The organism is Brevundimonas sp. GW821-FHT09G01 (genome assembly GCF_059416065.1).
The window spans coordinates 75,696-95,304 of the sequence record NZ_JBWKOL010000004.1 but is presented as its reverse complement, the minus strand read 5'-3'; the positions used below and the strand labels follow the sequence as shown (position 1 = coordinate 95,304).

General features: G+C 69.4%; 21 protein-coding genes. 14 read left to right on the top strand and 7 right to left on the bottom strand.

The features are described 5' to 3' along the window. Window positions 1-16: 16 nt before the first annotated feature. Window positions 17-1,519, top strand: coding sequence for a DEAD/DEAH box helicase (locus tag AC07NB_RS09650; protein ID WP_494570700.1), 1,503 nt, complete (start codon window positions 17-19; stop codon window positions 1,517-1,519). 85 nt (window positions 1,520-1,604) lie between these two features. Here AC07NB_RS09650 and AC07NB_RS09645 read toward each other — a convergent pair whose 3' ends face one another. The 3 genes from AC07NB_RS09645 to ctrA form a co-directional block, all read right to left on the bottom strand. Beyond that, window positions 1,605-2,333 (bottom strand): hypothetical protein, encoded by a 729-nt coding sequence (locus tag AC07NB_RS09645; RefSeq protein WP_494572575.1) that lies wholly within the window; start codon window positions 2,331-2,333, stop codon window positions 1,605-1,607. Window positions 2,334-2,530: 197 nt separating this feature from the next. Continuing rightward, window positions 2,531-3,826: an OmpP1/FadL family transporter gene (locus tag AC07NB_RS09640; protein ID WP_492312363.1), complete on the bottom strand. Its 1,296-nt coding sequence runs from the start codon at window positions 3,824-3,826 to the stop codon at window positions 2,531-2,533. A 242-nt stretch (window positions 3,827-4,068) separates the two neighbouring features. After that, entirely contained in the window at window positions 4,069-4,776 is a 708-nt protein-coding gene (ctrA, locus tag AC07NB_RS09635; RefSeq protein ID WP_492312362.1) for a response regulator transcription factor CtrA, read from the bottom strand. A gap of 279 nt (window positions 4,777-5,055) precedes the next feature. On the opposite strand from ctrA, the gene AC07NB_RS09630 reads away from it, so the two are divergent. The 3 genes from AC07NB_RS09630 (at window position 5,056) to AC07NB_RS09620 (ending at window position 6,815) form a co-directional block, all read left to right on the top strand. Continuing rightward, window positions 5,056-5,412: a helix-turn-helix domain-containing protein gene (locus tag AC07NB_RS09630; protein ID WP_492312361.1), complete on the top strand. Its 357-nt coding sequence runs from the start codon at window positions 5,056-5,058 to the stop codon at window positions 5,410-5,412. Beyond that, window positions 5,394-6,119 (top strand): DUF6456 domain-containing protein, encoded by a 726-nt coding sequence (locus tag AC07NB_RS09625; RefSeq protein WP_494570698.1) that lies wholly within the window; start codon window positions 5,394-5,396, stop codon window positions 6,117-6,119. Before AC07NB_RS09630 ends, AC07NB_RS09625 begins: the two co-directional genes overlap by 19 nt. Window positions 6,120-6,275: 156 nt before the next feature. Next, window positions 6,276-6,815 carry a hypothetical protein gene (locus tag AC07NB_RS09620; protein WP_494570697.1) on the top strand — a complete coding sequence of 180 codons (540 nt, stop codon included), beginning with the start codon at window positions 6,276-6,278 and terminating at the stop codon, window positions 6,813-6,815. Here AC07NB_RS09620 and AC07NB_RS09615 read toward each other — a convergent pair. Further along, on the bottom strand, window positions 6,806-7,237 hold the full coding sequence (locus AC07NB_RS09615; RefSeq protein WP_492312720.1) for a SufE family protein: 432 nt from the start codon (window positions 7,235-7,237) through the stop codon (window positions 6,806-6,808). The two genes, AC07NB_RS09620 and AC07NB_RS09615, sit on opposite strands and share 10 nt — an antisense overlap. Before the next feature lie 173 nt (window positions 7,238-7,410). Between AC07NB_RS09615 and AC07NB_RS09610 the strand changes: the two genes are divergently transcribed. The 3 genes from AC07NB_RS09610 (at window position 7,411) to AC07NB_RS09600 (ending at window position 11,129) form a co-directional block, all read left to right on the top strand. Continuing rightward, complete coding sequence (locus AC07NB_RS09610) at window positions 7,411-9,105, top strand: sensor histidine kinase (protein ID WP_492312358.1); 1,695 nt, start codon at window positions 7,411-7,413, stop codon at window positions 9,103-9,105. Window positions 9,106-9,167: 62 nt separating this feature from the next. Continuing rightward, the gene (locus AC07NB_RS09605; RefSeq protein ID WP_494570696.1) at window positions 9,168-10,691 is read left to right on the top strand and encodes a tyrosinase family protein; all 1,524 of its coding nucleotides are present in this window, start codon (window positions 9,168-9,170) and stop codon (window positions 10,689-10,691) included. Window positions 10,692-10,733: 42 nt separating this feature from the next. Next, window positions 10,734-11,129: a hypothetical protein gene (locus AC07NB_RS09600; RefSeq protein WP_494570695.1), complete on the top strand. Its 396-nt coding sequence runs from the start codon at window positions 10,734-10,736 to the stop codon at window positions 11,127-11,129. Window positions 11,130-11,142: 13 nt separating this feature from the next. Here AC07NB_RS09600 and AC07NB_RS09595 read toward each other — a convergent pair whose 3' ends face one another. After that, the gene (locus AC07NB_RS09595; protein WP_492312355.1) at window positions 11,143-12,015 is read right to left on the bottom strand and encodes a hypothetical protein; all 873 of its coding nucleotides are present in this window, start codon (window positions 12,013-12,015) and stop codon (window positions 11,143-11,145) included. A 56-nt stretch (window positions 12,016-12,071) separates the two neighbouring features. On the opposite strand from AC07NB_RS09595, the gene AC07NB_RS09590 reads away from it, so the two are divergent. From AC07NB_RS09590 to AC07NB_RS09575, 4 genes are all read left to right on the top strand, one after another. Continuing rightward, window positions 12,072-12,404 carry a DUF1491 family protein gene (locus AC07NB_RS09590; protein WP_494570694.1) on the top strand — a complete coding sequence of 111 codons (333 nt, stop codon included), beginning with the start codon at window positions 12,072-12,074 and terminating at the stop codon, window positions 12,402-12,404. Window positions 12,405-12,445: 41 nt separating this feature from the next. After that, on the top strand, window positions 12,446-12,820 hold the full coding sequence (locus AC07NB_RS09585; RefSeq protein ID WP_494570693.1) for a four helix bundle protein: 375 nt from the start codon (window positions 12,446-12,448) through the stop codon (window positions 12,818-12,820). Between the two features lie 160 nt (window positions 12,821-12,980). Next, window positions 12,981-13,361, top strand: coding sequence for a hypothetical protein (locus AC07NB_RS09580; protein ID WP_492312353.1), 381 nt, complete (start codon window positions 12,981-12,983; stop codon window positions 13,359-13,361). An 85-nt stretch (window positions 13,362-13,446) separates the two neighbouring features. Further along, window positions 13,447-15,006 (top strand): DUF1570 domain-containing protein, encoded by a 1,560-nt coding sequence (locus AC07NB_RS09575; protein WP_494570692.1) that lies wholly within the window; start codon window positions 13,447-13,449, stop codon window positions 15,004-15,006. Between the two features lie 9 nt (window positions 15,007-15,015). Here the strand turns inward: AC07NB_RS09575 and AC07NB_RS09570 are convergent, their stop codons facing one another. Next, complete coding sequence (locus AC07NB_RS09570) at window positions 15,016-15,156, bottom strand: hypothetical protein (protein ID WP_291840675.1); 141 nt, start codon at window positions 15,154-15,156, stop codon at window positions 15,016-15,018. A gap of 181 nt (window positions 15,157-15,337) precedes the next feature. Between AC07NB_RS09570 and AC07NB_RS09565 the strand changes: the two genes are divergently transcribed. Then, window positions 15,338-16,981 carry a peptide chain release factor 3 gene (locus AC07NB_RS09565; protein WP_494570691.1) on the top strand — a complete coding sequence of 548 codons (1,644 nt, stop codon included), beginning with the start codon at window positions 15,338-15,340 and terminating at the stop codon, window positions 16,979-16,981. On the opposite strand, the gene yczE is transcribed toward AC07NB_RS09565, so the two are convergent. Continuing rightward, window positions 16,956-17,573: a membrane protein YczE gene (gene yczE, locus AC07NB_RS09560; RefSeq protein ID WP_494570690.1), complete on the bottom strand. Its 618-nt coding sequence runs from the start codon at window positions 17,571-17,573 to the stop codon at window positions 16,956-16,958. The two genes, AC07NB_RS09565 and yczE, sit on opposite strands and share 26 nt — an antisense overlap. Before the next feature lie 59 nt (window positions 17,574-17,632). On the opposite strand from yczE, the gene yczR reads away from it, so the two are divergent. Together yczR and AC07NB_RS09550 are read left to right on the top strand one after the other, a co-directional pair. Then, on the top strand, window positions 17,633-19,069 hold the full coding sequence (gene yczR / locus AC07NB_RS09555) for a MocR-like transcription factor YczR (protein WP_494570689.1): 1,437 nt from the start codon (window positions 17,633-17,635) through the stop codon (window positions 19,067-19,069). 167 nt (window positions 19,070-19,236) lie between these two features. Beyond that, complete coding sequence (locus AC07NB_RS09550) at window positions 19,237-19,581, top strand: hypothetical protein (protein ID WP_492312348.1); 345 nt, start codon at window positions 19,237-19,239, stop codon at window positions 19,579-19,581. The last annotated feature ends 28 nt before the right edge of the window (window positions 19,582-19,609 follow it).

The following is a 19,609-nucleotide window of genomic DNA, read 5'->3' as shown; positions in this document are numbered from 1 at the left end:
CGAAAGAAACCGCTCCGTGAGCAACAATACCTTTGAATCCATGGGCCTGAATCCGGCCCTGCTGCAGGCGCTGACCGCGGAAGGCTACACCACGCCGACCCCGATCCAGCAGAAGGCCATCCCGGACGTCATGGCCGGCAAGGATCTGCTGGGCATCGCCCAGACGGGCACCGGCAAGACCGCCGCCTTCGCCCTGCCGATCCTGCACCGCCTGGCGGCCAACCGCGTCGCCCCCCTGCCCCGCACCACGCGCTGCCTGGTGCTGTCGCCGACGCGCGAACTGGCCACCCAGATCGGCGAGAGCTTCAAGGCCTACGGCAAGCACCTGGGCTTCCGCGTCGCCGTGATCTTCGGCGGCGTGAAGTACGGCGGGCAGGAACGCTCGCTGAACCAGGGCCTCGACATCCTGGTCGCCGCCCCGGGCCGTCTGCTGGACCACATCCAGCAAAAGAACCTGGACCTGTCGGCCACCGAGATCTTCGTCCTGGACGAAGCCGACCAGATGCTGGACCTGGGCTTCATCAAGCCGATCCGCCAGATCGTCAGCCGCATCCCGGCCAAGCGTCAGAACCTGTTCTTCTCGGCCACCATGCCGTCGGAGATCGGCAAGCTGGCCGGCGAGCTGCTGAAGGATCCGGTCAAGGTCCAGGTGACCCCGCAAGCCACGACCGTGGAGCGGATCAACCAGTCGGTCATCCATATCGAGCAAGGCCGCAAGCGCGCCCTGCTGACCGAGATGTTCAGCGATCCCGAGTACACGCGCTGCCTGGTCTTCACCAAGACCAAGCACGGCGCCGACAAGGTCGCGGCCTATCTGGAAGCCGGCGGCGTCGAGTCCGGCGCCATCCACGGCAACAAGTCCCAGCCGCAGCGTGAGCGCACCCTGGCCGCCTTCAAGGCCGGCAAGCTGCGCGTTCTGGTCGCCACCGACATCGCCGCGCGCGGCATCGACGTGGACGGCGTCTCGCACGTGCTGAACTTCGAACTGCCGCACGTGCCGGAGGCCTATGTGCACCGCATCGGCCGGACGGCCCGCGCGGGCAAGGACGGCTCGGCCATCAGCTTCGTCGCCGGCGACGAGATGAAGCTGCTGCGCGACATCGAGAAGGTGACCCGCCAGAAGATCCCGTCGAGCGACCGCCGCAATGACAAGTCGCTGGCCCTGCTGGACCAGTCGATCATGGCGTCGGGCGTGAAGTCCAAGGCGACGATGCCCGACGACGGCCGCGGCGACCGCCAGCAGCAGCGCGGCCCGCGCAACCCGCGCCGCGACGGCGTCAAGCTGGAAGGCGGCGGGCAACCGCACCGCGTCCGCAAGCCCGGCCCGGGCCGCGACGCCCGTCCGACCCCGGAACGCGCCTTCGATCCGATGGCCCGCGACCGGCCGCGCACCACCAACAACGACCCGCGCCACACCAGCGCTCCGGCCCACGAGCCGAAGCCGGTCGGTGAAATGAAGCGCCGTCCGCGTCGCCGGAAGCCGTCGAACGGCGGCAAGGGCTACGCCGCCAAGGCGTAAGCCTGAGGTCTAAGCTGAATACAAAGACGCCCGCCGGAGTGATCCGGCGGGCGTTTTCGTTTGGTCCGGGCGGGATGCGGGGTCCCTAGGCCACGACGGCCCGGCGTTCCTCGGTCGCAATCGCCGCCGCGCGGGCCTGCTCGACCTGCTCGAGCACCTGACCGGAAATCGACGGCTTCGGCCTGGGCAGCAGCCCGACCCTTACGCCCAGCGCCAGAAGCAGGGAGCAGGCGAACATGCCGCCGAAGACGCCCACCACCAGCGCCGTCATGGCCTTGAAAAACAGCTCACCCAGATTGGCTTCCTGCCCCCCGGATCGCAGGCCGTCGGCGACGCCGCTCCAGATGTTCCAGACCAGGATCGGTCCGACCACGATGAGGACGAGCCCCAGAACGAGACGAAGCGCATCGAGCAGGCTGCCCGGCTCACGCACCTGTCGCTTCACATCGTTATCAAAGATCCGTCCCGCGCCCGTCGAATGATTGATCACGCCGACCGGCGCCGGATGGTCGTTGGCCCGTGTGCCGACATAGAAGACCGAAACCCGGTGCCCCTGGCGGAAGCCGAAGCCGGCGTTGGTGACGGTCGCCTCGAATTCGCGACCGCCGTCCTCCTGCACGAAGAGCCGGATCAGTTCCGACGCGGTGGAGGAGACGGTCGTGTCACTGTGAACGTGACCTGTCGCGACGTCGCCCCGGGTCGTCGTGCGGGAATTGATGTGGGTGCGCTGCGAGGTCTGGCTGTCGAGCACGGTCCCGGTCCGCACGGTGACACGGGCGTTCTCGATCGCCTCGATTTTCGATGGTCGCGTCATGATACCCCTCCGTTTGCGCACGGCCTGTCGGAAAGTGATCGGGTTCCGGGAGAAAGTTCAAGTCCGGGGTTGCAGCGATATCTGAACCGCTGAGGACGCAACGTGTCGGAACGGCGCCGGAGTCGGGCGTCCGTCCATCGCCCTGGGCGCTTTCCGGCGGACGAACGAGGACGCCCGCCGGAAAGCTTCAGAGCGAATTAGAAGGCGTAGCGGATGCCCGCCGAGGCGACGACGCCGCCGCCTTCGGCCGTGCCGCGCAGCTGCGAGGTCGTGGCCGCGGGCGTGCCCGGGTAGAAGGTCCGGTCGCTGTGGATGTCGCTGTCCGAGAAGGCGATGTAGGTCAGACCCATGTCGACGGTGACCTTGTCCGCCGCCTTGACCGAGGCGCCGGCCGAGATCAGCCAGCGGTCGGCGTCGGGGATGCGGGTGGTGCGCTCGCTGTCCCGGGTCGGGGTCGGATCGTAGCCGATGCCGCCGCGCAGGGTCAGGCGGTCGCTGGCCACATAGTCGAAGCCGACCGCGCCCGTGGTGACGTCCTTGTAGTCCTGCACGATCACGTCGCCGCCCGCGCCGTAGGCGACGCGGATGGCGTCGAACTCGGACCAGCCGATGCGGTTGACCTGGGCGTTCAGGGTCAGCTTGTCGTTGACCGCATAGCGGACCGAGGCGGTGGCGAACCACGGGGTGTTGAAGCTGGCCACGCCGTCCGTCGAGACATTGCCCGCCGCGATGGGGCCCAGCAGGCCGGTCACGTTCACCTCGCCGTCCAGCTCATGCTCGATCTTGGAGCGGTAGCTGAGGCCGAGGTCCAGACGGCCGAAATGGGCCTGGGCGCCGGCGTTCCAGCCGTAGTCCCAGCCGTCGCCTTCCAGGGACGACGTGCCGTCCGGCAGGGCCGGCGACAGATTGGGCAGGGACGAGGTCAGCTTGGCCTTCACATACTGGGCGTCCACGCCGACGCCGATGTCCAGCCAGTCGGTGACCTGCATGGCGCCGGTCAGGCCGACGTTGACCGAGCGCAGCTCCGAGGTCAGGGCGTCGTAGCGGGCGAAGGAATTGCCCTGATACTTGGTGGTGAAATTGTACGGGGCCGAGAGGCTGAGGCCGACGGCGAAGCGATCGCCGACCGGCACGGCGACGGCGAAGTTCGGCACGATGCCGCTTTCGATCGGGTTATTGCTGGTCGACTGTCCCTGGACCGGCACCGTGGTTCCGCCCGGATAGACGATCGACGATCCGGCGTTGTTGATGGTCGAGTTCAGGGCCAGGCCGTGGACGCTGAAGGTGACTTCACGGCCGCTGCGCGCGATGGCGGCGGGGTTCCACCACAGCGAACCGACGCCGCGGTCGGCGCCCTCGCCCGAATAGGCGCGGCCGGCGGCGCGGGCGGATTGTTCCTGGAGATAGAAGGAGCCGGCGAACGACGGCGTGGCGACGGCGAAAACCAACGCGGCCAGAGCCACGCCGGTGAACAGCGACTTGGAGGAGGTCATTACTTTTTACTTTCGGAGGCCCGGGGGGAGGGCGGCGTTTCCAAACTATGCCGGGGAGGCACCGTGGGAATGCGCGTCCAGTCCTTTGGCTGCAACGGATTGAAGGTTTTGTCGCAGCAATGTGATCAATGTTCACTTGGTCGGTGAACGGTGTCTTTTACAGGCCCGCGGCGGACAGCAGAACGCCCGCCGGAGCGATCCGGCGGGCGTCTGATTTTCCGGCACGTCTTCCCTGGAAGGGATCAGGCGGCGGCGGACGCCGGCTGGATGCCTTCGGCCGGGTCGCGCAGGACGTAGCCGCGGCCCCAGACGGTTTCGATGTAGTGCTTGCCGCCGGCGGCCGTGGCCAGCTTCTTGCGCAGCTTGCAGATGAAGACGTCGATGATCTTCAGCTCGGGCTCGTCCATGCCGCCGTACAGGTGGTTCAGGAACATCTCCTTGGTCAGGGTCGTGCCCTTACGCAGGGAGAGGAGCTCCAGCATCTGGTATTCCTTGCCCGTCAGGTGGACGCGGTGACCGTTCACCTCGACCGTCTTGGCGTCCAGGTTCACGGCGATCTCGCCGGTGTGGATGATCGCCTGGGCGTGGCCCTTGGAACGACGGACCACGGCGTGGGTGCGCGCGATCAGCTCGTCCTTGTGGAAGGGCTTGGTCATGTAGTCGTCGGCGCCGCCGCCGAAGGTCTTCACCTTGGTCTCGATTTCCGAGGTGCCCGACAGGATCATCACCGGCGTGTTGACCTTGCCGACGCGCAGCTGGCGCAGCACTTCCAGGCCGTTCATGTCCGGGAGGTTCAGGTCGAGCAGGATCAGGTCGTAGTCATAGATCTTGCCCAGATCGATGCCTTCTTCGCCGAGGTCCGTCGTGTAGACGTTGAAGCCCTCCGACTTCAGCATCAGCTCGATGCTTTGCGCCGTCGCGTGATCATCTTCGATTAGCAGGACGCGCATGAGTGCCCCTCCAGGCAGAGCTTGGCCGTAAAGATATTGGTACCGTTTCCGGGTAACCTTGTTCGAACGTTAATCCTTCAAAACCTTAAGAAGGGTTAACACGAGTGGTTAACGGCGAATCTAGGCTGATTTGCGAATCGCCGTCGAGAGTCCGGAGTCAAGCGACCGGACTTTTTTCGAAAGCGCCGCCCATACGTCCATTCCCGACGTATCCAAGGAATATAATCCTACTCCGAGGCCGGCGATCAGACCGGTCCATGACGCGTAAGGAGATGGGATATGGAGGACCTTTATCGAACCCCGGCGACGGGCGGGGATCGGCTGAGGGCGGGGCTGGCGCTGCAGATGGTGGCCGCCGCCACCGGCGTGCCGGTGGACACGATGAGCGGCGGAGTGCGCCGCAGCGGGCAGGCGTGCCGGGCGCGCTGGCTGGCCATGTACCTGGCCCACGTCGCCTTCGGCTGGCCGATCGAGCGGGTCGGCCACGCCTTCGGCATGAACCGGGCGACCGCGGCGCAGGCCTGCCGCTGGGCCGAGGACGAGCGGGACCGCCCCTGGCTGGACGATCTGTTGAACCGGCTGGAACGGGCGGTCCGCGACCTGCTGGACGCGCCGCGATGCGAGCTGCCCGTATGAGCGGCGGACACCGGCTGGAACGGGCGCGGCGGCTGCTGGCCCTGCCGGGCGGGTGGCTGGAGGCCGCGCCCGGCGGCTACGTCCTGCGGACGGGGCGGGATCGGCGGGCGCGGGTGATGCTGACGCTCGACGCGGTCGAGTTCGGCGCCCTGGCCGAAACGCCGGGACTGAAGACCCGCGAGGGCGGCGGCTGGACGGCGCGCCCGCCGACCGCCCTGCCCGCTCCGACCGCCGGCCGCCCGGGCGTGACCGAGGGGCTGCGCACGGTCATGGAGCCCGGCGGTCCGACCGCGCTGCGGGCCAATCTGACAGTCTCGCCCGTCGCCTGGCTGGCCGGCCGGGCCGACGCGGACGGACGGCCGTGGCTGAGCCGGGCCGAGATCGCGGCGGCGGAGCAGCTGGGACTGGAGGCCGAGGCGGCGCTGCGCGGGCCCGGCCTGACCATGCGATGGGACGCCCCGCCCCGGGCCCGGTCGGGCGGCGGCGCGCGGCGGCATGAACCGGGCGACGCGGCGCTGGCGGCGGCCCGGCGGGTGGAGGCGGCGCTGGCCGCCTGCGGCCCGGCCCGGGCGATGGTGCGGACCATCTGCATCGAGGCGACCCCGTTGCAGGCCGCCGAACAGGCGCTGGGCCTGCGCCGCCGCACGGGCAAGGCGATGCTGAAGCAGGGTCTGGCCGCGCTGGCCCGCCACTACCGACTGGCGTGACCACCAGCCTGCGACAGAAGCGCTACCTTACAAGCTGGTAACTTTTGTCCGACGAACATCGGTCCTAGGGTGCCGCCGTGGCGCGCTCCGAAAGGGGCGCGTCCGCGTTTTTAAGGCGTCGCTCTCACCGACGCCGGGCTTGTCGGGGGAAGTGGCGTGAAGACAGTACTGGCATACGGCCTCGCGGCGGGGTTGGTTCTCGGCATGGCCGCCGCACCGGCGACGCCGGCGATGGCCCAACAGCACCTGACGGCTCAAATCCTGACGGACGTCTGCCTGCCGTACGCCAACCGGTCCAAGAGCTTCGAAAAGGCCATCCGCGCCGCCCGCGAGCTGGAGTTCCGCCGCCCCGCGAACGAGCGGGACCAGGTGCTCGAGGAGTATGCGTCCGAGATCAATCTGGTGTCGCGGGACGGCACCTGGCGGGTGCGTCTCGAGGAAGGCTCCGTCCCGCTCGGCGACACCGAGGTCTACGCCGTGACCTGCACCCTGTCGTCGACCCGCGCCAGCGCGCGCGAGCTGGGCGAGCTGGGCCGCCGGGCGTTCCGCAACGAACAATACTGGACCACCGACCAGACCGCTCCGAACCAGTGGGATCGGCGCGTCCGGAACCCCGACGAGCGCCGGCTGGAAGTCCGTGTCGTCGAGGACAACGGCCAACGCCCCGCCCTGACGATCCGCGGCCTCTATTTCTGAGCCGAGGCCGCTGCGTCCCTGATGCGGCCGACCATGCTGTTCAGCCCGTTGGCGCGCTGACGCGTCAGGGCTGAAGGCAGGCCGAGACGGTCCAGCGCCGCGCGGGCGTCGAAGCCCAGGATCTCGTCCGGCGTGCGGTTCGAATAGAGCTTCAGCAGCAGGGCGATGTTGCCCTTGCTGATGGCGCTGTCGCTGTCGGCGAGGAAGGTCAGCCGATCCCCCTCAGGACGCACGGCCAGCCAGACCTGGGCGGCGCAGCCCGGCACCTTGTTGGCCTCGATCCGGTCCGCGTCCGGCAGGGGGGCCAGGTCCTTGCCCAGGTCGATCACGTATTCGATGCGGCCCTCCCAGTCGCCGAGCAGGTCGAATTCCTCGATCAGTTCGGCGAGGACGGCGTCGATGGCGGGCGGCGGGGTGGTCATTGGGGCCAGATAGGCCGATGCCGCGTTAACGACAACCACGCCGGTCATCCCCCGAAATCGACCCGGGCGGGCTTTTCGGCAGTCGCCTCATGAGGGTGCGGACTTTGGACGACTCAGGCGGGCGGCTAGGCTGGCCGTCGGTATTGTCGCCATTCCTCCCGTTTCGTCCGCCCTTGAACAACAGCTCCAGACCCGAGCCGATCGAAAGCGCCCCTCGCGCCGGGGCCGGCGACCGCGCGGCCCTGGCCGCGTGGCACGCGGGCTGGGCCGTGGCCGCGGCCCTGCTGGCGCTGGGCGCGCGCTGGATCGGCGGTGTCGAGGGCCCGGTCTTCTACAGCGTCCTGGCCATGATCGTGCCAGGCCTGATCGGCCTGAACCTGCTGCAGCGCGACGGCATGCGCGAGCGGATGATTCTGCTGGGCGTCTGGGGCATGGCCGCGGCGACCACGGCGGCGTTGTCGGGCGGCCTGACCGGTCCGCTGGCGGGCTTCGTCTTTCTGCCGCTGACGGCGGGCATCGCCCTGGGCGGTCCGCGCCCGGTGCAGGTCGGCGCCCTGGGCGTCGGCGTCGCGGCCCTGGCCGGACTGGCGACCAGCTGGATGCTGGGCGGTCCCGGCCCTCACCTGCCCGCGCTGGCGGCCCTGTCGGCGGTGCTGACCGCGGCGGCGGCGGCGCTGGCCGTGCGCCTGTCGTGGCGGCAGCGCGAGCAGCGCATGGCCGCGGCCGAGGCCGAGGTGCGCCGGGTCGAGGCCCTGATGGCGGCCCAGCCCGGCCTGACCCTGATCCTGGAGCCCTCGGGCCGGGTGGTCGCCGCCTACGGCGCGCCACCGCCCTCCCTGCCGGTCGACCCGCTGTTCGAGCAGGGGCTGGTGGCCGCGATCCACGCCCCCGACCGTCCCCGCCTGCTGGCCGCGCTGGCCCGGGCGGCGGCGGGACTGGAAGGCTCCGCCACCCTGGCCCCGCGCATGGCGCTGGACCGCCGGATCCAGCTGGTCATCCGCCGGCTGGACGATCCCTCGACGGGCCCGCGCGTGATCGCCCAGGTGTTCGACGCCACGGCCCAGTACGCCCGCGAACTGGGGTTGGAGGTGGCGCGCAACGAGGCCGAGGCGCGCGAGCAGGGCAAGACCCGCTTCCTGGCCAATATGAGCCATGAACTGCGCACGCCGCTGAACGCCGTGCTGGGCTTCTCGGACATCATGCGCCAGCGGCTGTTCGGGCCGATCCCCGACCGCTACGCCGAATACGCCGACAACATCCACCAGGCCGGCGGCCATCTGCTGGACCTGATCAACGACCTGCTGGACGTCTCCAAGATCGAGGCCGAGCGCTACACCCTGACGGTGGAGAAGTTCGACGCCCGCGAGGTGGTGTCGGACGCGATGGCCCTGGTCCGGGTCAACGCCGAGGACAAGGGCGTCAGCCTGTCGGGCGTCCTGCCCGCCGACGCGGTCGAGGTCTCGGCCGACCGCCGCGCCCTGAAGCAGATCGCGCTGAACCTGCTGTCCAATGCGGTGAAGTTCACGCCCGAGGGCGGCGCCGTCACCGTCACGGTCGAGGCGGTCGGCCCCTATCTGGAGATCATCGTCGCCGACACCGGCGTCGGCATCGCCCCGGAAGACGTCAAACGCCTGGGCCGCCCGTTCGAACAGGCCGGCGCGCCGGAGCAACGACGCCAGGGCACCGGCCTGGGCCTATCGCTGGTTCGCGCCTTCACCGAACTGCACGGCGGCCGGATGAGCATCGAGAGCACCCTGGGCGAAGGCACGGCGGTGACGGTGCGGATGCCGGTGGCGCTGGTGGCGCGAGCCCCCGCGCCGGAGGGCGGGGCGGAGATCATCCCGCTGCCGGTGGCGAACGGGGGTTAAAAAGGCGAGTGACGTAACGGCGTTATTATTTTAGGTTGTGCCTTGGAAAACTGGGGGCAACCATGAATATCCAACGCAGAACTCTTCTGGCCGCGGGGGCGGCGGCGCCGCTGCTGGCCCTGGCCGGACCGGGCCTGACGCGCCAGCCGGCGATCGGAACCCGACCGAAAGTCTCGGGAAGCGCACGGCCCGCGGCGCTCGAGGACTACAAGCGCGCCATCGCGGCCATGCTGGCCCTGCCGCTCAGCGACCCTCGCAACTGGTATCGGCAGGCGCTGATCCACATCATGGACTGTCCCCACCAGAACTGGTGGTTCCTGCCGTGGCACAGGGGATATCTGGCCCGGTTCGAGCAGATCTGCGCGGAGCTGTGCGGCAATCCCCAATTCCGCCTGCCGTACTGGGACTATACCGAGAGCGCGACCGTTCCGGACGCCTTCTTCGACGCCGGGCTGGACCCGTTGGGCGCACCGTTCCGGACCGATCAGGCCGCGCTGATGGCGGAGCTTCTGGCCGGTCTCACGCCGTGGTGGAACGCCGCCAGCGCCGAGACCAAGGCTGAACTGGCCAAGCGCTCCCTGAACCGGCCTGAGGACGTGGTGGCGCGCGCCACCCGGGCCTGGCGCGGACAGGGACGGACGCCCACGCGCGCCGCTCCCGCGCTCGACCGGAGCACGGCCCGGATGGTCAGCACAGAGACCGTGTCCGCCGCGATCCGGACCCCCACCTTCACCAGCTTCGCCAGCGCGGCGGCGGGCGATCACCATCAGATGGTGCGCTCCGGCCTGCTGGAAAGCGCTCCTCACGACAACATCCACATCGGCACGGGCGGCTTCATGGGGGCCTTCATGTCGCCGGTCGATCCGTTGTTCTGGCTCCACCACGCCAATCTCGATCGCCTGTGGGACATCTGGCAGCGCCGCCAGGCCAACGGCGGGACCGATCCCCTTCCGACGGGATCGGAGCGGACGCGGTTCGAAGCCGAACCCTTCCTGACCTTCTGCGACGGCAAGGGCCAGCCCGCGCCGGCTCAGGCGGGCGGCTGCCTTTCGACCGCCGCCCTGGGCTATGCCTACGAGGCCGGGAGCCTGGAAGGGCTGGCGTCAACGCCTTCGCCCCTGCGCAATTTCAATTCCCGGCTGCTCGCCTCCTCGGTCGGCCGAGAAGTGCAGCTGCGCCGGGGACTGGAGAGCGCGCTGGTTCTGGCCGTGCCGAGGGCCAGCTTCGCGCCCGTGCTGAGCCCGACCGAGACCGGCGAACTGGTCACCGAGATCCAGCTGACCCCGCCCGCCAACGCCGCCGACGCCCGCATCCGGGTCTATGTGAACTGCCCGTATCTGAGCCAGTACACGCCGGTGGACGACCCTCACTATGTGGGCACCCTGTCCTTCTTCGGCGCCCAGCACCATGAAGAGCACTCGATGTCCCAGACCTTCACGCTGGCGCTGGGACCGGCGTTGACCGCGCTCGGCGAGGACGGACGGCTGCCGGTATCGGCCATCCGGGTGCAGCTCATCCCCGACAGCGAAGCCGACGCCGGCGTGCTGGGCGGCGTTCTCGAGGAAGTTTCGATCGCCGTTCGGTGACATGTTCTGGACGTGTTGCGGGCGCAGGCTGAGGGAATGGTCATGAAGCTCTCGCTTCCCGTCGCCGCCGCCGCCGCGATCCTGGTCGGCGGTTCCGCGTGCGCGGGCGTCCAGACACGAGCGCCCGCGCGCGTCGTGGCCGTCACGGCCACGCCCGCGCCCGCGCTCGCCCCCGACGCACCGGAAACCCTTGAACTGACGATCCGCGTGCCGCCGGGCGCCCAGATCGAGGTCTCGACTCCCGCCGGCCAGGTGATCGGCTATCTGGCCCGCTACGTCGAGGATTCGCAGGCCGCCGCGCCCGTGACCTACACCCTCGCCCTCCCGCCCGGCGTCGACGGGGACAGCCTTCGGTCCGTGCGCGTGCAGCCGTCGGAAGGCGTACGGGCGACCGACCTTCAGGTCGGGACGGCCATCGTTCACACTCGCCCCGACTAGGCCGCCAGAACTCCTAGAGGCTGCCCATCGCCAGGAAGGCGCGGCCCGCGGCGAAGTCGCCGGCCTCGAACGGCACGGTGGCCACGCTGCCGTCGCGGAAGTGGAATTCGATGGCGAAGGCCTCGCGCGGGTCCAGCCGGTCCAGGGCGTCGGCGGCGAAGGGCGCGAACCGCCAGGCCTCGCCCGCGCGCTTGCCCGCCGGCAGCAGCATCGGATCGGCGGCGGAAACCTCTGACGCCCACAGGCTGGCCCGGGCCGAGGCCGGGATCAGGTTGTTTCCGGCCAGCCACGGCCGCGGCGCCTTGGCCGGGTCGCGGAAGACCAGCCGGGCGGCGGTGGGGCGCGGACGGCCGTACCAGCTGACCACGGCGGTCAGGGCGGCCTCGTCGCCCTTGCCCGCATAGCCGAAGGTGACCGGCGAGGCGCCGACCACCGAGGCCTGCTGCAGCCGCCAGGTCGGACGGGCGTAGCCGGTGCGGTTGGCGATCCAGTCCAGCCGGTCGCCGGGGAAGGTCATGCGCGGCGTGCGGGCCCAGCCCTCGAACGCGCCGTCGACGCGGCTCTTCACCACCGTCAGCTGGGGATCGCGGCAGGAGACGGCGCCGGCGCGGGCCCGGGCCCGGGCGGCGACGTCGGTCAGGTCTGCGGCGACCGCGCCGGACCGCAGGGCCGCGCCGCGCGCCTGGGCGGTGGCGGCGACCAGGGCGCGTCCGATATGGGGCTGGAACAGGTCGCAGCGGGCGTCGGCGGCGACCACGAAGGCGCGCTCGTAATAGGTGTCGGCCGGACCGGCGAAGGCGGCGCCCGGCGCGAACAGGGTCGCCGCGGCCAGCATGGCCGCCACGATGCGCGGCTGGGTCTTCGGGGCGTTCTGCCGTATCGTCATGCTCCGCACCCTACGCATCGAGCGTTCAGGTCCGGTGTCCGAGCAGGGTTAGCGATTTGCTTCTTTCAAGCGATGTCTGGGTGTCCGCCCTGGTCCGCCGCGCCGAGATCGGCGGGGGCTACGCCACCGTCGCGCGCAAGGGCGACGCGCGCGCCGGTACGGTGATCGTCAAGGTGTTCGACACCTCCAGCCGCCGCGCCAGACTCTATAGTGAAGCCTTCGGCCCCGACGGCGAACGGCTGTGGATGCAACCGGTCGAGAGCGAGTTCGAGAGCGAGCTGGACGCGTATCTGCAGCGCCAGATCCGATACGATCCCGACCTCTGGATCGTCGAGATCGAGGACCGGCAGGGACGGCATTTCATTACGGAGAAGGTGGCGGGGGAGTAGGGGCTAGGGGCTAGGGGCTAGGGGCTAGGGAGGAGCTGGAAATGCGGGGGTATGTCGAGTTGAGAGTCTGGGCCAAGGCGATGGATCTCGCCGCCATGGTCTACGATCTGTGCAAGCAGATGCCGAAGAGCGAGCTGTACGGAATGATCAGCCAGATGCAGCGCGCAGCCGCATCCGTACCGGCCAATATCGCCGAGGGGTATCAGCGCGGCAGCCGCAAGGACTATGCACGGTTCATCGGGATCGCACGCGGTTCGCTAGCCGAGGTTGAAACGTTCCTGCTGCTCGCTGTCCGGGTCGGCCATCTTAAAACAGCGGAGGCGCGATCAAGCCTCAACACCGCTGAGGAGGTCGGGCGCATGTTGACCGGGCTCAAACAGAAGCTGGACCTTCCTCCCCTAGGGCCTAACCCCTAACCCCTAGCCCCTCCCTTCCCCTCATCCCTAACCACTCCTTCACGCCCCCGCCGCCGGTGCGAAATCCTTAACCGCGTTCGCACACGGAACCGCAAGCCGGGGCGCCTATGGTCACCTTCAACGGGCCGCATGAGCCCGGCGTGATGGTGGGTGTTTCCGGATGCTGTTTCTTCTGAACGACGTCGTGTTTGACCTGGACGAGGCCTGCCCGGTCACGGCCGTCGACGCGCGCCGGTTCGAAGCGCTGGATCTGGACTATGTGCTGGAGCTGGGCTGCGAGCTGTTCGCCGAGGACCCGCTGCTGCACCACACCGACCCGCAGCGCGCGCGCCGCCTGGCCTGGCTGATCCACGACCGCTCGCCGGACGTGAACGCCGCCCTGTTCGCCGCGCCGGCGGCCGGCTGCGATCCCGACCTGGTCGAGCCGCAGTTCTGCGCCCTGCCCGAGCCGGTCATGCGCCAGCTGAAGACCCGCGCCACCAAGGGCAAGCTGGACGCTGTCGCCGCCGACCGCGCGGTCTGGATGCGCCTGGCGGCGTAGGGCCGCGCTCAACCGAACATCGCAAGGGTCGACTCTCTCCCGTCCGCCGGTATCAATATCCGGACGCTGAACGGGGGGTGAGGCCATGACATTCACGACACTGCTGAGAACGGTCGCCATGGCCGTCGCCGCGCTCGCGATGTTCGCCGCCGCGCCGGCGCGCGCGGAGTGGCTGAAGGCCGAGACCGAGCATTTCGTCATCGTCGGCGACACCAGCAATCGGGCGATCTCCGAATACGCCCGCAAGGTCGAGCGCTTCCATTCCATGCTGGCGAGGTTCCTGCCGCCGGAAAACGACGACGTCATCGCCCCCAAGCTCTGGATCTATCTGGCCGACGGCCGCGACGACATGCGGGAGATCTGGCCGACCATCAGCAAAGGCGTCGGCGGCTTCTACAGCCGGCATGACGACCGCATCTTCGCCGTCGTCGACAACACCAGCGAGGGCAGCGACCAGATTCTCTTCCACGAGTACGCCCACCACTACATGTTCCAGTACCACAACGCGGTCTATCCGGGCTGGTTTGTGGAGGGCTTCGCCGAATACTTCGCACCCTCCGACATGCGAATGGGCCGCATCCGATACGGCCTTCACAATCCGGGCCGCGTCTATGCGCTGAACCAGCGGAACGACTGGGTTCCGATGGACGATCTGCTGAGATTGCGCCTGACCCTCAGCTCCGAGCGGCGCGCGGCCGCCTACTACGCCCAGGCCTGGCTGCTGACCCACTACATGCTCGGCGCGCCCGAGCGGCACCGGCAACTGCAAGGGTACCTGGCGGCGGTCGCACGGGGTGAAGACCCGGCGGTGGCGTTGGAAACCCATATTGGCCGGACACCCGATCAACTGGGTGCCGACCTGCGATCCTACCTCAGCCGTGGGATCACCGTGTACACGCTGCAGGAGGCTCTGCCTGAGGCGTCGGTGACCGTAGTCGCCCTGCCGCGCAGCACGGCCGCAGCCGTGTGGCTCGACCTCAGGTCGGCCCGCGCGCTGGACGAAGAGGATGGACCCGCTCTCGTGGCGCAGGCCCGAGCCGCCGCCGAGCGATACCCGACGGATCGTCTGCCCCTGGTGGCCCTGGCGAAGCTGCAGCGCGAGACGCAGGACCTGCAGGGCGCCCGCGCGACGCTGGAGCGGGTCGTCGAGGCCTGGCCCGAAGACGCCGAAGCGCGCTGGTTGATGGGGGCCGTGCTGACGGAACTGGCGGACGCCAGCTCAGACGACGAGGCCCGGCGGCAACTGACCCGTCAGTCGATGGTCCATCTGGCCGCGGGTTATCAGGCTGATCCGCTCGACTACCGGATCTATCTCGCCATGCTGAAAAATCGGCGGGCGGCGCCCAACTTCCCAACGGACAATGATGTCGTGACCGCCGAATCCGCCTTCCGTCTGGCTCCTCAGCTGGGAACGACCGCTTTCGAGGCGGGCCAGGCGCTGATGTCCAAGGGGCGGTATCTGGACGCGGCCTATGTGCTGGGCCCGTTGGCCAACAATCCGCACGGCGGCGAGAGTCTCGTGGCGGTCCGCCAGCTGTTGGCCGAGGCGCGGGAAAAGGCAGGCCTCTCGGTCATCTCGACCGATGCTCTGCCGGACGCGGGCGAGCCGGAAGCCCCCGAGGCGCCGCCGGCTTCGGAAGACTGACGCCCGGTCTCAGACCAGGGTGTTGAAGACGATGTGCACCACGATCGCGCCGACGACGATGACCGCGAAGCCGAGCGTCAGGCAGAGGGCGGGATGCGGGCCGCCTTCGCGAGCGGCGGGACGGTCGTCGAGGGGGTGATGCAGGGCCATGTCCGTTCCTTCGTTTCCAAAGGCGGCGCCCGATTGCGTGACCGGACGTCTCGCCTGACAGGACAATGATCCCAATATCCCTTCGTTGCCAAGGGATAATCACTTTCGGTGACAGACCAGACCCGCGGAAAGCCCCGCATCGGGTGACTTTCGGCCCGGTCCGCGCTAGGTCGCGCGTCCAATGTCAAAGCTCACTCTCCCCGAAGAAGCCGGCCGCCGCCGGACCTTCGCCATCATCGCCCACCCTGACGCCGGCAAGACGACGCTGACCGAGCACATCCTGCTGTCGGGCGGCGCCATCCGCGCGGCGGGCGCCGTGCGGGCGCGGGGCGAGAACCGGCGGACGCAATCCGACTGGATGAAGATCGAGAAGGAACGCGGCATCTCCGTCTCCGCCTCGGTCATGACGTTCGAGCACGACGGCAAGATGTTCAACCTGCTCGACACCCCCGGGCACGAGGACTTTTCGGAAGACACCTATCGCACCCTGACCGCCGCCGACTGCGCCATCATGGTGCTGGACGCCGCCAAGGGCATCGAGCCGCAGACGCTGAAGCTGTTCGAGGTCTGCCGCCTGCGCGACATCCCGATCATCACCTTCATCAACAAGCTGGACCGCGAGGCCCAGGACCCGATGGCCCTGCTGGACGAAATCGCCAGCCGCCTGCAGCTGGACCCCGCGCCGATCTGGTGGCCGGCCGAGAGCGGCAACCGCCTGCGCGGCATGGTCGAGATGGGCACCGGCCGGTTCCAGCCCTACGCCCGCAAGCCCGCCGGTTCGACCGAGGACGTGCCCCACCCCGAGGCCCTGCCGCTGGCGGACGCCGCCCGGTATTTCGAGGCGGGCGAGCATGAGGCCCTGCTGGAGGCGCAGGAACTGGTCGAGGCCGGCTATCCCGCCTTCGACCGACAGTCCTTCCTGGAAGGCCACATGACCCCGGTGCTGTGGGGCTCGGCCCTGCGCCACTTCGGCATCGACGAACTGCTGAAGGCCATCGGCGAGTGGGCGCCCGCGCCCAAGGTGATGAAGGCCCAGAAGGCCGCCCCGCCCGAGACCCGCAACGCCCCCGCCCCGGTCGATCTGACCGTCGAGCCCGGCTCGGCCGAGGTCACCGGCTTCGTCTTCAAGGTCCAGGCCAACATGGACCCCAACCACCGCGACCGGATCGCGATGTTCCGTATGGCGTCGGGCAGCTTCAAGCGCGGCATGAAGCTGAAGGTCCAGAACACCGGCAAGCAGCTGAGCGTGAACGCCCCTATCATGTTCTTCGCATCGGACCGCGAACTGGCCGAGGACGCCTTCGCCGGCGATGTGATCGGCATCCCGAACCACGGCGTGCTCCGTGTGGGGGACAGCCTGTCGGAAAGCGGCATGATCCGCTTCGCCGGGCTGCCGAACTTCGCCCCGGAAATCCTGCAGCGCGTCCGGGTCAAGGATCCGCTGAAGGCCAAGCACCTGAAGAAGGCGCTGGAGGGTCTGGCCGAGGAAGGCGTGACTCAGTTGTTCCGCCCGGAACTGGGCTCGGACTTCATCGTCGGCGCCGTCGGCCAGCTGCAGTTCGAGGTCATGGCCGACCGTCTGGGCGAGGAATACGGGCTGGAGGTCATCTTCGAACCGAGCCCCTACGCCGAGGCGCGCTGGATCGCCCAAGTCGAGGGGGGAGCCAAGGCCGACCTCGAGGACTTCATGGGCAAGTACCGCGGCCAGATGGCCACGGACATCGACAGCGATCCGGTCTTCCTGGCCAAGTCGAGCTGGGAGACCGGCTACGTCGGCGAACGCTTCCCGAAAGTGGCCTTCACGAAGACGAAGGAACGGGGCTGACCCGGGGCGCGGCCGCTTCGGGCCGGGTGAACATCGGCAGGAAGATCTGAAGCAGCGGACCGGTGGTCAGCACGAACAGGATCGTGCCGACCCCGACCGTGCCGCCCATCAGCCAGCCCAGCCCCAGCACCGTGGCCTCGACGCCCGTGCGGATCCAGCGAATGGGCCAATCCGTGACCTTGAGCAGGCCGGTGGTGATGCCGTCGCGCGGACCCGGGCCCAGGCCGGCGCCGATATAGGCCCCGGTGGCGGCGGCGTTCAGCACCACCGCGACGACCATGCACGCGGCCCGAAGCCACAGCCCCTCAAGGGGCGGCAGCAGCCACAGGCAGAGATCCGCCGCCGTCCCGATCAGCAGGACGTTGCAGATGGTGCCGATCCCCGGCTTCTGGCGCAGCGGGATCCACAGCAGCAGCACCAAAAGGCCGACGCCGTTGACGATCATGCCCAGGCTCAGGCCCGTCACGTCCGACAGGCCCTGATGGAACACGCTCCACGGATTCAGGCCGAGATCGGCCCGGACCATGAGGGCGAGCGACAGTCCGTACACGAACAGACCGATCTGAAGCTGGATGAAGCGGCGCAGGAACATCCCGCAGACCTAGCTCAACCGGCCTTGTTTTATAGAGCCACTTGTTCGAGTGTGGCCCTGTGAACGCCCCCATCGTCAATCCCGTCGCCCTGACCCGCCAGCTGAACGAATGGCGCGCCGCGCATGGCGACGACGCCGCCTACCGCAGCCTGGCCGAGGCGCTGAAGCGGCTGGTGCTGGACGGCCGCCTGCCACTCGACGCCAAACTGCCCGGCGAGCGGCGGCTGGCCGAGGCCCTGGGGCTGAGCCGGATCACGATCAGCGCCGCCCTGGACCGCCTGCGGGCCGACGGCTTCGTGGTCAGCCGGGTCGGGTCGGGCAGCTTCACCGCACTGCCGCCGGGACCGGCCGGCCGTCGCGACCCGTTGCACCACCGCGAGGCCTCGGGCCTGATCGACATGGCCACGGCGGTGATGCCCGCGGGCGCCCACCTGCACGCCGCCTACGCCCAGGCGCTGGCGTCCCTGCCCCTCCATCTGCCCGGCCACGGCTACGGCCCGGTCGGCGTCCGGTCCCTGCGCGACGCCGTGGCGCGGGACTATGAGCGGATGGGGCTTCAGACGACGGCGGACCAGATCGTGGTCACGGCGGGCGCCCAGAACGCGCTGGCGCTGCTGCTGCGGTCGCTGGCGCGGCCCGGAGACGCGGTGCTGATCGACCATCCGACCTTCCATCACGCGATCGACGCCATCGTCCGGGCCGGGCTGCGGCCCGCGCCGGTCGCCCTGCCGGCGGAAGGGTGGGACATCGACGCCCTGACCGCGGCGATCGAGCGGGCGAGGCCGCGCCTCATCTATCTGATCGGGACCCACCACAATCCGACGGGCCGGGTCATGACGGCGGAGCAGGAGGCGGCCATCGCCGCCGCCGCGCGGCGCGCCGGTTCGACCCTGATCCTGGACGAGACGCTGCGGGAGTTGGGCTTCGACGCGCCGCCGCCCCCGCCGCGTGACCTCGGGGACCACGTGATCCGGCTGGGTTCGGCCAGCAAGAGCTGGTGGGGCGGCCTGCGGATCGGCTGGCTTCGGGCCGCGCCGACGGTGGTCGAGGCGGTGGTCCGCAGCCGGGCCTCCATGGACCTGGGCGTGCCCATCATCGAACAGCTGGCGGCGGCGACGCTGCTGAGCGGGGATCGGGCGCCGCTGGCCGAGCGGCGCGGGCAGCTGGCGGCGCGCGAAGCCCATTTGCGGACCCGGCTGGCGGCCGTATCTCCCGACTGGGAGGCGCATCGGCCGGCCGGAGGCCTGTCGCTGTGGGTGGGGCTGCCCCGCCCCGCCAGTGAAGCCCTGGCCGAGGCGGCGGGGCGGCTGGGCGTGCGGATCGCGCCGGGCACGCGGTTCGGCGTCGGCGGGGCCTTCCAGCGCTTCGTGCGCCTGCCCTTCACCCTGCCGGAAGCCGATCTGGAGCAGGCGGTGGACCGGCTGGCCGAGGCCTGGGCGACGCTGGACCGGAAACGGCCCCGCGCGGCGCGGCGCGACGAGGGCGTTGTGCTCTAGAGCCTGATCCGGCGAGGAGGACCGCGTCGCGGTTCCGGCTGAAGCGTGAATCAGGCTCCAGCCACCGGTGGACAGGCGCATCTGGGGTGAATCACGGACTTTCTTCTGTCACTCCCGCGTGGTTCTCTGTTCCGGCAAAACGGCCCGGGCGTGCCGTGGAGGATCTGATGTTCGCGATGGCCTTCCTGGCCGTGCTGTCCCTGACGGGTGCGCAAAGCGCGCCCGAACAGCCCCTGCCTTATGACGAGGTGGTGCGCTGTGCGGGACTGACCCAGGCGGCGTCCGAACTCGAGGGCGGGGAGACCGGCGAGGGCCGGACCCTGTACGACGCCGCCCTGTACTGGTCGTTGAACGCGACCCAGTCCGCCAACGCCGCGGGCCGCACTACCGCCGTGGCCGAGGCCGAGCAGACCCGGGCCCGGATCCGCGCCGTGCGCGAACTCAGCACCAACAACGCCGAGGCCCGCGCTGGCCTGCAGCGCTGCCGCGCCCGAACGCCCCGGCTCGGCTAACGCTTCCGGGTTGAAGTTTTTTCGACCG

Excerpts from the sequence above, each read along its gene's own strand:
- AC07NB_RS09570 (WP_291840675.1), bottom strand. The coding sequence starts at position 15,156 with ATGGCCCTGCATCACCCCCTCGACGACCGTCCCGCCGCTCGCGAAGGC.
- AC07NB_RS09615 (WP_492312720.1), bottom strand. The coding sequence starts at position 7,237 with ATGACCACCCCGCCGCCCGCCATCGACGCCGTCCTCGCCGAACTGATC.
- AC07NB_RS09600 (WP_494570695.1), top strand. The coding sequence starts at position 10,734 with ATGAAGCTCTCGCTTCCCGTCGCCGCCGCCGCCGCGATCCTGGTCGGC.
- AC07NB_RS09645 (WP_494572575.1), bottom strand. The coding sequence starts at position 2,333 with ATGACGCGACCATCGAAAATCGAGGCGATCGAGAACGCCCGTGTCACC.
- AC07NB_RS09585 (WP_494570693.1), top strand. The coding sequence starts at position 12,446 with ATGCGGGGGTATGTCGAGTTGAGAGTCTGGGCCAAGGCGATGGATCTC.
- AC07NB_RS09630 (WP_492312361.1), top strand. The coding sequence starts at position 5,056 with ATGGAGGACCTTTATCGAACCCCGGCGACGGGCGGGGATCGGCTGAGG.
- AC07NB_RS09580 (WP_492312353.1), top strand. The coding sequence starts at position 12,981 with ATGCTGTTTCTTCTGAACGACGTCGTGTTTGACCTGGACGAGGCCTGC.
- AC07NB_RS09575 (WP_494570692.1), top strand. The coding sequence starts at position 13,447 with ATGACATTCACGACACTGCTGAGAACGGTCGCCATGGCCGTCGCCGCG.
- AC07NB_RS09550 (WP_492312348.1), top strand. The coding sequence starts at position 19,237 with ATGTTCGCGATGGCCTTCCTGGCCGTGCTGTCCCTGACGGGTGCGCAA.
- ctrA (WP_492312362.1), bottom strand. The coding sequence starts at position 4,776 with ATGCGCGTCCTGCTAATCGAAGATGATCACGCGACGGCGCAAAGCATC.
- AC07NB_RS09640 (WP_492312363.1), bottom strand. The coding sequence starts at position 3,826 with ATGACCTCCTCCAAGTCGCTGTTCACCGGCGTGGCTCTGGCCGCGTTG.
- AC07NB_RS09625 (WP_494570698.1), top strand. The coding sequence starts at position 5,394 with ATGCGAGCTGCCCGTATGAGCGGCGGACACCGGCTGGAACGGGCGCGG.
- AC07NB_RS09595 (WP_492312355.1), bottom strand. The coding sequence starts at position 12,015 with ATGACGATACGGCAGAACGCCCCGAAGACCCAGCCGCGCATCGTGGCG.
- yczE (WP_494570690.1), bottom strand. The coding sequence starts at position 17,573 with ATGTTCCTGCGCCGCTTCATCCAGCTTCAGATCGGTCTGTTCGTGTAC.
- AC07NB_RS09605 (WP_494570696.1), top strand. The coding sequence starts at position 9,168 with ATGAATATCCAACGCAGAACTCTTCTGGCCGCGGGGGCGGCGGCGCCG.
- AC07NB_RS09565 (WP_494570691.1), top strand. The coding sequence starts at position 15,338 with ATGTCAAAGCTCACTCTCCCCGAAGAAGCCGGCCGCCGCCGGACCTTC.